We start from the raw sequence: 12,244 nt of genomic DNA on the forward strand, positions 1-12,244 counted from the left end.
CCGGTCCGCCGGAGGGGCCCTAGACCTTCTGGTCCGCCAGGTCCCTCATCGGCCATGCCCCGTCGACCACCGCGTCCGTCTCTCCCTTGCGGCGCAGGAAGCTCTGGAAGTCGGCCGCCCACTCGGCGTACCACTCGATCTGGCGGCGGTGCAGCTCCGCCGGGCCGAGGGCCGCGACCTTCGGGTGGCGGTCGGCTATCGCACGGGCGAGCCGGGCCGCGGCGAGGGCGTCGGCCGAGGCGTCGTGGGCGGAGTCCAGCGACACGCCGTACTCCGTGCAGACCGCTTCGAGGTTGCGCTTGCCGCGGCGGTAGCGGTCGACGGAGCGGTCGATCGCGTACGGGTCGACGACCGGTGCGGGGTCGGTCCCGCCGAGCCGCTCGCGCAGCGACGGCAGCCCGTACCTGCGCAGTTCGGCGGAGAGCAGGGTCAGGTCGAAGGTCGCGTTGTACGCCACGACCGGGACGCCGCTCTTCCAGTACCCGGTGAGGACGTCGGCGATCGCGTCGGCGACCTGGTCGGCGGGGCTGCCCTCCGCGGCCGCCCGCTCGTTCGAAATCCCGTGCACCGCCACCGCGTCCGCCGGAATCTCCACGCCCGGATCGGCCAGCCACTCACGGCGCCCTATCGGCTCTCCGTCCCTGACCTCGATCACGGCACCCGTGACGATGCGCGCCTCGCGCGGATCGGTCCCGGTCGTCTCCAGGTCGAAGCCGATCAGCAGCTCCCGGTGCCAGCCCATGGGCGGCCCCCCTTCTTCGTGGTGCTTTCCCCCAGTGGTCTCCACGATCGCACGAGCCACTGACAGTCCGAGGACCGCGTTCCGCTTCCCGCGCCGGACACCACGTCACGGCCCCGTTCGGGGCGACACTTCAGGACACCGGCCGTGAATCCGCCCAAGCCACCTCGAACTCTTCGCGGTATGTGGGGAAAAGGCCCTCTTCACCGATCTCGTCCGGTTTGACCACCCGGCCGCCGCCGCGCAGCACCAGCACCGGTGCCTCCATACCGCGGGCGCGGCGCAGATACGACTGCACGACCGCGATGCCGTCGGAGCCGTCCCCGTCGACGAGGTACGCCGTGAAGCGCGGCGTCTCGTCGTACACCTGGATCTCGAACGCGCCGGGGTCGCGCAGCCGGGCCCGCACCCGCCGCATGTGCAGAATGTTCATCTCCACGGCCCGGCTCAGCTCGCCCCGCTTGAGGCCGAGTTCGCGCTCGCGCCGTTTGACGGCGCTGGACGCCGGGTTCAGGAAGAGCAGCCGCACCCGGCAGCCCGACTCGGCGAGGCGTACGAGCCGCCGCCCGGAGAAGTTCTGCACCAGCAGGTTCAGACCGATGCCGATGGCGTCGAGGCGGCGGGCGCCGCCGAAGAGGTCCTCGGCCGGGAACTGGCGCAACAGCCGCACCCGGTCGGAGTGCACGCCGACCACGTCCGCGTACCGGTCGCCGACCAGGTCCTCGACGGCGTCGACGGGCAGCCGGCGTGCGGAGGGCACGTCGCTGCCGGCGCCGAGGATCTCCAGGAGCTTCGCCGCCGCGCGCTCGGCCTGCCCCAGGACCGCCTCGGACAGGGCCCGGTTGCGGGAGACCACGTTCCGGGTGACTTCCAGTTCGTCCAGCGCGAGTTCGACGTCCCGGCGCTCGTCGAAGTAGGGCTCGAAGCACGGCCAGTGCTGCACCATGAGCTCGCGCAGCTGCGGCAGGGTGAGGAAGCTGAGCACGTTGTCGTCGGCCGGGTCGAGCAAGTAACCCTTGCGGCGGCTGACTTCGCGTACGGCGACCGCGCGCTGCACCCACTCCTGCCCGGCGGGTCCGGCGGCGGCGACCACCCATTCGTCGCCGTGGACGGGTTCGTAGATGGGACGCAGAACAGCGGCCACGACCGCACGCAGCCGCTGTTCGACCAGGTTCAGCCAGATGTAGGCACGGCCGGCTCGCTGGGCGCGCGTACGCACCTCACGCCAGGCGTCGGCACCCCAGTCCAGTTCCGGTCCAATGGATCCCATCTCCATCGGCCGTGCCAGGGACACCGCGCCGGGTGGGACATCTGTGGAGTTCCCCTCGTGACCCTCGTCACCAGGAGGCAACTCCAGCCCTCCCGAGCCCACCCGCGCACCGCCTTCCGCTCCCCCGAGCTCTTCCGTGGGGTCAGCCCCACTCAACGATCAAGGAAGGGTACTCCGGGAGCGGCGGGCGGTGCAGCCCGATGGACAGGTCGTTTCTCAACTACCGTTTTCCACATGCCCGTTCTGGTCGGCGAGCTCCGGCGGAGTGAGCGGATTCATAGCGGTGACGTCACGCGGAGCCAGGGAGAACCCCTGCCAGTGGACCGGCATGGGCTGCTGGTCCTCGTCACGCGCTATGTGGTGGAAGCCCACGTTGACCCACACGATGGGGTGGGTGAGCGTCTGTCCGTTGACGTACTTGTCGACGGACGTGCCCGCTCCGGCACCGCAGTTGAGCAGGTTGTTGGTGGCGAACTGCTCGCACTTCTTGTACTCGGTGAAGTACACGTCGTGCTTGGTGAAGGGGCGGCCGAGGTACTTGGTGGTGGCGCCCGGGACGATCTCGTAGCTGCGGGCGTGCTCGTCCTTGTTCTTGCCGGTGTCGCTGACGACGCGCCACCAGCGCATGTTCGCGGCGTCGCCCGCCAGTTCCTTGGTGATCTTGGTACGGGTGGTCTTGTTGGTCGGGCCCTCGTTGCCGTTGCGGGGCGGGCTGACCACGGAGTCGTACTGCTCGACCTTGTTCTTGGAGGAGCCGTCGAGGCCGAAGTCCAGCCGCCAGAAGACATTGTGGCTGTGGCTGGTGGCGTAGGCCTTGGCGCCCTTGCCGATGGGCCAGCCGCGGCCGTCGCCCGCGTCGTAGTCGCCGGGCGAGAGGCTGCCCGTGGCGCCGATGTTCATGTTGATGGTGCCGTCGTCCTGGAAGCGCCACTCGGTGATGTACTCGTACCAGCCGACCTTGTTGACGGTGTAGATCAGCAGGTCCTTGCCCTGGGTCTGGTAGACCTTGTTGCCCGTGTCGGCCTCCATGCGGTAGGCGTGGCCGCGCGAACGGGTGGTGGTGCACAGGCCGTTGACGTTCGGGTGCTGCGGGTCCCAGGCGTTGGGGATCTTCACGGTCTTGATGGTGCCGCCGGGACACTCGCCGGGCGCCATCGTCATCAGGCCCTGGCCGAAGCCGGCGCCCGTCAGGTCGTCGTACTCGGCCTTGCCGTCGTCGTAGGGGACGTGGATCTGGCCGAGCTTGGCACTGGTGAGGACCTTGATCGGCTGGGCCTCGCCCTTGGGCTGGTACGAGATGTTCTCCAGGACGAGCCCGGCCTCGCTCTCGTAGTGCCAGCACATGCGCCAGGTGGTGCCGGTGGAGAGCTTCTGCTCGATCTTGTACGCCGTGCTGCAGCCGGGGGCCGCCGCGGGCGCGGCCTTGGGCTGGGCGACGGCCGGACCCGCGGCCGTCGTCGCACCGACGGCGAGTGCGGCCACCGAGAGGCCGACCGCCGTACGGCTGCGGGCACGGCTGATTCTGTTCACGCGCATGACGAAGAGACTCCTTGCGAAAGCATGCGGAAGAAGGAGGTGCGTTGGGAATGTGAACGGAGGCGGCTCAGCCGCCCGGAGCGCGTCGGTCGCGGCTCAGCCGAGCTTGCCGACCTTGCGGGCGCTCAGGTCGATCACCAGTTGACGGGCGTCGATCCAGGACCCGTTCTTGACCTTCGGGAACAGCCTCACGCAGCGGTGCTCGCCGCACTTCGCGAGAAGGGCGGGCTGGGCGCCCGAGGTCGCCCGGTAGACCATGCTGTTCAGCGTCAGCTGGTCGGGCGAGGTGAGGTCCTTGCCGGTGGCGTCCTTGTAGTCGGCTCGCAGGCCCGCGCCGAGCGGGTCTGCGATCAGCAGTTTCGCGGCTTCGACCATCTCGTCTCGGCTGATGGGCGGCTGGACACCGTGCTGAGTGTCCGTCCGCTCGACCTTCCCGCTGTCGAGGTTGACCGTCTTGGTGACGAGCGAGTCGTCCTTGTAGTCGTAGAACGTGACATCCGCGCGGCGCGGCGCGTTCGGGTCGTCGAGTTCGTTCTCCTCCGGATCGGCGAGGTCGACCCCGATACGCTGCGGGCCGCGCTGCCCCTCGACGTTCTCGCCGGAGGTCGACAACTGCCGGTTCAGCGCGATCCGTTCGACCCGCTTGGTCTCGTCGTCGGTCAGGGGATCACGGCCGGTGCCCTTGTCGCCCTCGGCCGGGGCCCGCTCGACGACACCGGGCTCGACGGCCGCCTGTCCCTGGTCCTGTCCCCCCTGCTGCGCGGCCTGGTTGCCGCCGCGCAGTCCCCCCGAGCTCTCATCGGCCCCCGCCGAGCCCGGAAGGGTGACCCCGACCATCACGGCCGTCCCGGCCACTGCGATGGCCGCACCCGCCACCACCTTTCCCAGATGGCGGTGCACTATCTTGCGCACATTTCCCCCTACTCCCTCTGTTTCTCCAGGAGTGATCTGAGCCCCACTGGTTCGGCATACGACGTATGCCTGGTCAGCGGGTAAGAGGGACATAAGTCATATGAGGTTCCCTCACTTTCGGGGAGACTCGACTCCGAGTTGCCCCCAGGGGCGCGGCACTACTGGAAGAGTCATATCCATGCAGGTCTGGCCTGGAGAGGCGTATCCACTCGGTGCCACGTACGACGGCGCCGGTACCAATTTCGCGGTCTTCTCGGAGGCCGCCGACCGGATCGAGCTGTGTCTGCTGCAGGACGACGGCTCGGAGACGGCGGTGGAACTGCGCGAGAGCGACGCGTTCGTACGACACGCGTATCTGCCGGGGATCATGCCCGGGCAGCGGTACGGGTTCCGGGTGCACGGGCGGTACGCGCCCGAGCGCGGACAGCGCGTCAACTCCGCGAAACTGCTGCTCGATCCGTACGCGCGCGCGATCAGCGGTTCGGTCAAGTGGGGCGAGGAGGTGTACAGCTATCCGTTCGGGGCGCCCGACAAGCGCAACGACCTGGACTCGGCGCCGCACACCATGACCTCGGTCGTGGTCAACCCGTACTTCGACTGGGGCGACGACCGGCGCCCGCGCACCGAATACCACCACACGGTGATCTACGAGGCCCATGTGAAGGGCCTGACGATGCAGCATCCGGCGCTGCCCGAGGAACTGCGCGGCACCTACGCGGCGCTCGCCCACCCGGCGATCATCGAACACCTGACGGAGCTGGGTGTCACGACGCTGGAGCTGATGCCCGTACACCAGTTCGTGAACGACCACCGGCTGGTGGAGATGGGCCTCGACAACTACTGGGGCTACAACACGATCGGCTTCTTCGCCCCGCACAACACCTACGCGTCCTGGGGCGACCGCGGCCAGCAGGTCCTGGAGTTCAAGTCGGCGGTCCGGGCGCTGCACGAGGCCGGGATCGAGGTCATCCTGGACGTGGTCTACAACCACACCGCCGAGGGCAACCATCTGGGCCCGACGCTGTCCTTCAGGGGCCTCGACAACGCCTCGTACTACCGCCTCGCGGACGACCCCCGCTACTACATGGACACCACGGGGACAGGCAACTCGCTCCTCATGCGCTCCCCGCACGTGCTCCAGCTGATCATGGACTCGCTGCGCTACTGGGTCACCGAGATGCACGTCGACGGCTTCCGCTTCGACCTCGCGGCCACGCTGGCCCGCCAGTTCCACGAGGTGGACCGGCTGTCGTCGTTCTTCGACCTGGTGCAGCAGGATCCGGTGGTCTCCCAGGTGAAGCTGATCGCCGAGCCCTGGGACGTCGGCGAGGGTGGCTATCAGGTGGGCAACTTCCCGCCGCTGTGGACCGAGTGGAACGGCAAGTACCGCGACACCGTGAGGGACCTGTGGCGCGGCGAGCCGCGCACGCTGGCGGAGTTCGCCTCCCGTCTGACCGGCTCCTCCGACCTCTACCAGGACGACGGCCGGCGTCCGCTCGCCTCCATCAACTTCGTCACCTGCCACGACGGGTTCACGCTGAACGACCTCGTCTCCTACAACAACAAGCACAACCAGGCCAACGGCGAGGACAACCGCGACGGCGAGAGCCACAACCGGTCCTGGAACTGCGGCGCCGAGGGCGACACCGACGACGAGGCCGTACTCGCGCTGCGGGCCCGTCAGAGGCGCAACTTCATCGCGACGCTGATGCTCTCCCAGGGCGTGCCGATGCTCAGCCACGGCGACGAGTTCGCGCGCACCCAGAACGGCAACAACAACGCCTACTGCCAGGACAGCGAGCTGGCCTGGGTGCCGTGGCCCGAGGACGGCGGCGAGCTGCTGGACTTCACGCGCGCGATGGTGTGGCTGCGCCGCGACCACCCCGTCTTCCGGCGGCGCCGGTTCTTCCACGGCCGTCCCGTCCAGGGCACCCACGACGAGCTGTCCGACATCGCCTGGTTCACCCCGGCGGGCACCGAGATGACACAACGCGACTGGGGGTCCACACAGGCGCAGGCGCTGTCGGTCTTCCTCAACGGCAACGCGATCTCCGAACCCGGCCCGCGCGGTGAGCACATCGCCGACGACTCCTTCCTGCTGATGTTCAACGCCTCGCCCAAGCCCCTGGAGTTCGTGGTTCCGGTCAACCACGGGCGGCAGTGGCAGGTGGTCGTCGACACGGCCCTCCCGGACGGGGTGGCGGCGGGCACGGGTGCGAAGGTCCAGGCCGGTGACCGGCTGACCCTGCTCGACCGGAGCCTGACCGTGCTGCAACGGCCCGCGTAGCCGGTCATTCGGGCGTACGCCGATGACACGAAAGAGGGCGAGGCGGGTACGTAGGTTTCCATGACACCTGAGCGTCCCGAACGGGAGATCCCGGCCCCGGTGGTACCCGCCGCACCCACCGCCACCTACCGGCTGCAGCTGCAGCCGGAGTTCCCCTTCGGGGCCGCCGAGGCCGCCGTGCCGTACCTGGCCTCGCTCGGCGTCTCCCATCTGCACCTGTCCCCCGTCCTGGAGTCGGTCCCCGGCTCGACGCACGGCTACGACGTGGTGGACCACGCGCGTGTACGGGGTGAACTGGGCGGCGAGGACGGGCTGCGCTCCCTCGCCCGCACGGCACGGGCGCACGGGCTCGGCCTGGTCGTGGACATCGTGCCGAACCACATGGCGATGGCCCCGCGCCACAACCACGCCCTGTGGGAGGTGCTGCGCGAGGGCCCCGAGTCGCCGTACGCGCGCTGGTTCGACATCGACTGGGACGCCGGGGACGGCCGGCTGCTGCTGCCGGTGCTCGGGGGCCGGCTCGGCGCGGAAATCGGCCACCTGAAGGTGGACGGCGACGTACTGCGCTACTACGACCACGTGTTTCCGCTGCGCGAGGGCACCGCGGGGCTGCCGCTGCCGGAGCTCCTCGACGCGCAGTGGTACCGCCCGGCCTGGTGGCGGCTGGCCCGCACCGACCTCAACTACCGCCGCTTCTTCAGCATTTCGGAGCTCATCGGAGTGCGGGTCGAGGACCCGGAGGTGTTCACGGCGACCCACGCGAAGCTCCTGGAGCTGCTGGACGAGGGCGTGGTCGAGGGACTGCGCATCGACCATCCGGACGGCCTTGCGGACCCGGACGCCTATCTGCGCCGCCTCCACGAGGCGACCGGCGGGCGCTGGACGGTGGTCGAGAAGATCCTCGCGGACGGCGAGCCGCTGCCCGCCGCCTGGCCCGTCGCGGGTACCACGGGCTACGACGCCCTGCGGCACGTCGACGGCCTCCTCACGGACCCGGCGGGCGCCGGGGAACTCCTCGGTCAGTACCGGCGGTTCGCGGCCCCTCAGGCCGATCGGGGCGGCCGTTGGGAGGCCACGGTGCGCCGGGCGGCCTACAAGGTGATCACGCACGAGCTGGCCACGGAGTTCGACCGCCTCACGCGCGTGGCGAGCGGGCTGTGCGCCGCCTCCCCCGACCCGGAACCGCGCGATCACGCCCCCTGGGCCCTGGGCACCGCGCTGCGGGAACTCCTGGTGCGCGTCGAGGTGTACCGGCCCTATCCGTCCACGGACCCCTCCCTGGTCGTGACGGAGGAGGCCGCCGACGAGGCCCGGGCGGTCTTCACGGTGGCGGAGGAGGCGCACGCCGTGGACGTCGTACGGGACCTGCTGCTCGGGCGGGCCGGGGACGGGCCCGAGCACGCGGAGTTCCGGGCCCGGTTCGCTCAGACCTCGTCCGCGCTGCGGGCGAAGTCCGTGGAGGACACCGCGTTCTACCGCTATGTGCCCCTGTTGTCGGCCAACGAGGTGGGCGGGAACCCGGGCGCTCCGGCCGTCTCCCCGGAGGACTTCCACGCCTACTGCGCGCGTGTGCAACGCGACTGGCCCGCCACCGGCACCGCCCTGTCGACGCACGACACCAAACGCAGCGCCGACGTCCGCGCCGCCCTCTCGGTGCTCACCCAGTGCCCCGAGCGATGGGCGGACGTGCTGGCCGAGGTGACCCGCGAGGGGGCGACGGGCGTACCCGACCCCCAGCTCGCGTGGGCCGCGTGGCAGACGGTGTTCGGGCTGGGTCCGGCCGACGCGGAACGCGTCCAGGGGGCACTGCTCAAACACGTCCGGGAGGCCGGGCTGCACACCTCCTGGACCGAGCAGAACCCCGCGTACGAGGAGTCGGTGGCGTCCTTCGTCGCGGCGGGCCCCTGCGGGCCGCCCGGGCGGCGCGTGGCGGACTTCCGGGTCTCGCTCGCCCCGCACGTCCGGGCGAACGTCCTGGGGGCCGCTCTGGTCCAGCTGACGATGCCCGGGGTACCCGACGTCTACCAGGGCACCGAGGGCGAGTACCTGGCGCTGGTGGACCCCGACAACCGCGAGCCGTTCACGCCCCTGGAGCAGACGTCGGCGAAGACCGCGCTCACCACGGCGGCGCTGCGGCTGCGCGGGCGGCGCCCCGAGGTCTTCGGTGACGCGGCGACGTACGTGCCGCTGGCGGCGGAGGGACCGGGCGCCGCGCACTGCACGGCGTTCGTCCGCTCCGGGCAGGTGATTTCCGCCGTCACCCGGCTCTCGCTGCGCCTGGCGGAGGCGGGCGGCTGGCGCGACACCCGGCTCGCGCTCCCGGAGGGGCGGTGGGCGGACGTGCTCGCCCCGGAGCGGGAGTTCACGGGGCACACACGTGTGGCGGAGCTTTTCGAGCGGTTGCCGGTGGTCCTCCTGGAGCGGGTCAGCGCAGGCGGACCAGCAGGCTCCGGGGAGAGCGGCTGATCAGGCCGTCCGCGACGGGGCAAAAGCCCGGGGACCTGCGCAGCTCCGGGAGGGCGGCGAGCAGGGCGTGCAGGCCGTGTTCCGCGGTGAGCCGGGCGAGCAGCGCGCCGGGGCAGAAGTGCCGTCCGGAGCCGTACGCGAGCTGCCCGGGGTCGAGCCGGAAGACGTCGTAGCGGTCCGGGTCGGCGAACCGGACCGGGTCACGGCCCGCGGCGCCCAGCAGACACGCCACCGTGGCCCCCACGGGTACCGCGCCGACCGGCTCGACGGCCCGGCGCAGCACGATGTGCAGCGGGGGATCGCGGCGCAGCGACTCGGCCCAGGCCCCGGCCGTCAGCTCGGGCCGGGCGCGGACCAGCGCCAGTTGGCCGGGGTGGTCGAGGAGGTTGGCGAGGAACGACGCCAGCGCGTGCGCGGTCGCCTCGCCGCCGGCGCCGAGGAGCGTCCCGGCGATCCCCGCCACCGCCTCGTCGGACAGCGGGCGCCCGTCCGCCCGCGCCGTGCACAGCGCGGAGAGCAGATCGCCGCCCGGGTGAGCGCGCCGGCGGGCGATGTACGGGAGCAGGAAGGCGTCGAGCTCGGGGTGGTGACCGCCGAGGTGGTCGAGGCCCGTGCGGCACCAGGAGTGCACGCGCGCGGTGTCCTCGTACGGCAGCCCGAGCGCGGCGACGGCCGCCGCGGTGGGCAGCCAGTGGCAGAACTCGGCGACGAGGTCGGCCTCCTGACGGTCGGCGAGGCGGCGGGCAAGGACGTACGCCGTCCGTTCGACCCCGGCGGTCAGCGCGGTCAGGGCGTGTCCGCGGAACGCCGGTGAGACGAGGGCCCGGTGCGCGCTGTGCGTGCCGCCCTCCAGGTGGGCCAGGGTGCGTCCGGGCGGCGGGGCGACGAGCCGTGGGTCGGCGAGGGCGGCGCGCACATCGGCGTACCGGCTGACCAGCCACGCGCCGAACGGCCGGTCGTACACGAGCGGGAACTTCCGGCGCAGGGTGCGGTACAGGGGGTACGGGTCGCGTTCGATGCCGGGGGTGAGCAGGCTCGGTGGGTCGGGCAGCCGTCGTACGACGGGCGGTCGTGTCGGTGTCGCGAGCGGCGCGGTCGGAGCGACCCGAGCGGCCTGAGCGGCCTGAGCGGTGGCCGCGACCGGGGCGACGGGCGCGACCGGAGCAATGGGCACGACCCGAGCGACGGGCGCGATCGAAGCGCCTTCGACAGGAAGGCCATGAGAACACAACACCGCGGGCCTCCCACCTCGGGTCTGCGCGCCGGGGAGCGGCACGTGGTTGTTCCCAGCGGACCACCGAGGCCCCCGGACCGCAGTCCTCGTACGCCCGAACGGGTGACGCCGGGGCTCGTCGGCTCGTCACAGGCTCGGGCGGCTTCACCACGCGCCGGAGCTTGGTCCCGGGACCGGCTCGCGACCGCGCACGCTCCCAGGGTTCGCATCGGAGGGACGGCGTGTGGGGCGGGCGACGACGCGCGGGCCGCGCCGGGACTCCTGAGTTCGGCCCCGGCCCCCGGGCGGGGACGAGCGGCGCCGCGTACGGCTCGTCCGGCGCTGCCCGCCCGTCCTGGCGGAGATCAACGCCACCTGGAGCCGCGGGGCGCCGTCCCGCCTTCTCCTTGACAGTTCCCCCAGACCGTGGAGTACTGCGGAAAGCGACGCAGGGCGGACAAGTCGGGGGTGAGTCTCCTGCCGGAGTTGCGCTACCCCAGTGTGACCGAAATCGTCTCGTCCGCTCGGACGTTGGCGGCTCACCGTCCCGGGCTGTGCGCCCTCAGACAGATCGGCGTCTCGCGCGCGGGCAGACCCCTCCATCTGCTGTCCGTCGGTCACGCCGAGCGTGCGGTCCTCGTCGTGGCGGGCGCCCACGCGAACGAGCCGACCGGCGGCTCGACGCTCCAGTCCCTGGCCGAACGTGTAGTGCATGAGCGGGAGTTGCGGGCCGACACCTCCTGGCACTTCCTCCTCTGCGCGGACCCGGACGGCGCGAGCCTCCATGTGACACCGGCCCCGCGCACCCTGTTCGACTACCACCTCGGGTTCTTCCGTCCGGCCGGCCCCGAACAGCCCGAGTGGTCGCCTTCCGTCCTGCCGCCAGACCGGCTGCCCCCGGAGACCCGCGCCCTCACCCGTGTCATCGACGATCTGCGGCCCTACCTCCAGGTGACCCTGCACGGCACCGATCTCGGCGGCAGCTGGGTGCAGCTGACCAAGGACATCCCGGGCCTCGCCGAACCCTTCGCCAAGTCCGCGGCGGAACTGCACATCCCCGTGGAGACGGGCGCCTCGGACGCCGCCGGCTGGCCCGCTTCCGGACCCGGGGTGCATGTGATGCCGGCGCCGGGCTCGGACGCGGCGTACCCGAGCATGCCCGACGACGCCCGGCACAGCACCTGGTACCACACTCACCGGTACGGCGGCCTGACCGCGGTCGTCGAGGTGCCGATGTGGGCGAGCGACCTCGTGGACGACCCAGCGCCGCATCCCGCACCGGACGCGGCGATGCGACGCCTGGCACACCGACTGCTGCGCGACGCGCTCCAGGTGCAGGACGTACTCACGGAGGTCCTGCCGAGGCTCCCCGGCCCCGACGGGCCGCTCCTGCGCGCCGCGAAGTGGGCGCTGGATTTGGTGCCGGGTCTGGCCCACGACTGGGTGCGGACGCCGCCCCCCGACCCGACGATGGCGTACGTCGGCAGTGTCGACGCATTCGGGCGCCGACTCCCTTTGCGGGCCGCCGCGATGCTGCTGCGGGTCCTCCAGGAGGCCGACGACCGGGCGGCGCCACGCCTCGAACGCCTGGTCGCCGCCTGGAGCGACGCCTTCGCCGAACGGTTCCGCGCGCGCTGGGTTCCGCTGGAGAACCAGGTCGAGCACCAGTCCCGCACGGTGGTCGCGGCGGCGCGGCATGCGCGGGACGGCGCGGCTTGACGCCTGACAGATGACAGACGGCAGATAGCAGATAGCAGATGACGTCTGCCGGATCGCAGAGGTCAGGTGTCAGAGAGCAGATGACAGATATCAGATGACGGA

General features: G+C 71.3%; 8 protein-coding genes. 3 read left to right on the plus strand and 5 right to left on the minus strand.

Going from position 1 to position 12,244, the window contains the following annotated elements; genetic code table 11:
- Nucleotides 1-19: 19 nt before the first annotated feature.
- The 4 genes from ACFVWD_RS24250 to ACFVWD_RS24265 all read right to left on the minus strand — a co-directional run bounded on the left by ACFVWD_RS24250 (nucleotide 20) and on the right by ACFVWD_RS24265 (nucleotide 4,457).
- Nucleotides 20-742, minus strand: a complete 723-nt coding sequence (locus ACFVWD_RS24250; protein ID WP_389598900.1) for a 3'-5' exonuclease — start codon at nucleotides 740-742, stop codon at nucleotides 20-22.
- 130 nt (nucleotides 743-872) lie between these two features.
- Nucleotides 873-2,111, minus strand: coding sequence for an SAV2148 family HEPN domain-containing protein (locus ACFVWD_RS24255; protein WP_389598902.1), 1,239 nt, complete (start codon nucleotides 2,109-2,111; stop codon nucleotides 873-875).
- Between the two features lie 114 nt (nucleotides 2,112-2,225).
- Complete coding sequence (locus ACFVWD_RS24260) at nucleotides 2,226-3,545, minus strand: copper amine oxidase (RefSeq protein WP_389598903.1); 1,320 nt, start codon at nucleotides 3,543-3,545, stop codon at nucleotides 2,226-2,228.
- 96 nt (nucleotides 3,546-3,641) lie between these two features.
- On the minus strand, nucleotides 3,642-4,457 hold the full coding sequence (locus ACFVWD_RS24265; RefSeq protein ID WP_389598904.1) for a Tat pathway signal sequence domain protein: 816 nt from the start codon (nucleotides 4,455-4,457) through the stop codon (nucleotides 3,642-3,644).
- 178 nt (nucleotides 4,458-4,635) lie between these two features.
- Here ACFVWD_RS24265 and glgX point away from each other — a divergent pair, with 178 nt between their 5' ends.
- Together glgX and treY are read left to right on the plus strand one after the other, a co-directional pair.
- Nucleotides 4,636-6,744, plus strand: a complete 2,109-nt coding sequence (gene glgX, locus ACFVWD_RS24270; protein ID WP_168496750.1) for a glycogen debranching protein GlgX — start codon at nucleotides 4,636-4,638, stop codon at nucleotides 6,742-6,744.
- 60 nt (nucleotides 6,745-6,804) lie between these two features.
- Nucleotides 6,805-9,210, plus strand: a complete 2,406-nt coding sequence (treY, locus tag ACFVWD_RS24275; protein WP_389598905.1) for a malto-oligosyltrehalose synthase — start codon at nucleotides 6,805-6,807, stop codon at nucleotides 9,208-9,210.
- Here treY and ACFVWD_RS24280 read toward each other — a convergent pair.
- Complete coding sequence (locus ACFVWD_RS24280; protein WP_389598907.1) at nucleotides 9,170-10,384, minus strand: cytochrome P450; 1,215 nt, start codon at nucleotides 10,382-10,384, stop codon at nucleotides 9,170-9,172. The two genes, treY and ACFVWD_RS24280, sit on opposite strands and share 41 nt — an antisense overlap.
- Before the next feature lie 507 nt (nucleotides 10,385-10,891).
- Between ACFVWD_RS24280 and ACFVWD_RS24285 the strand changes: the two genes are divergently transcribed.
- Nucleotides 10,892-12,142, plus strand: a complete 1,251-nt coding sequence (locus ACFVWD_RS24285) for a M14 family zinc carboxypeptidase (protein WP_389598909.1) — start codon at nucleotides 10,892-10,894, stop codon at nucleotides 12,140-12,142.
- Nucleotides 12,143-12,244: the final 102 nt, after the last annotated feature.

This window comes from Streptomyces sp. NPDC058086, from assembly GCF_042885015.1.
Classification (GTDB): Bacteria; Actinomycetota; Actinomycetes; order Streptomycetales; family Streptomycetaceae; genus Streptomyces.

Bases quoted from the DNA above. Each gene is read 5' to 3' on its own strand.
- ACFVWD_RS24250 (WP_389598900.1), bottom strand. From the start codon at position 742: ATGGGCTGGCACCGGGAGCTGCTGATCGGCTTCGACCTGGAGACGACC.
- glgX (WP_168496750.1), top strand. From the start codon at position 4,636: ATGCAGGTCTGGCCTGGAGAGGCGTATCCACTCGGTGCCACGTACGAC.
- treY (WP_389598905.1), top strand. From the start codon at position 6,805: ATGACACCTGAGCGTCCCGAACGGGAGATCCCGGCCCCGGTGGTACCC.
- ACFVWD_RS24260 (WP_389598903.1), bottom strand. From the start codon at position 3,545: ATGCGCGTGAACAGAATCAGCCGTGCCCGCAGCCGTACGGCGGTCGGC.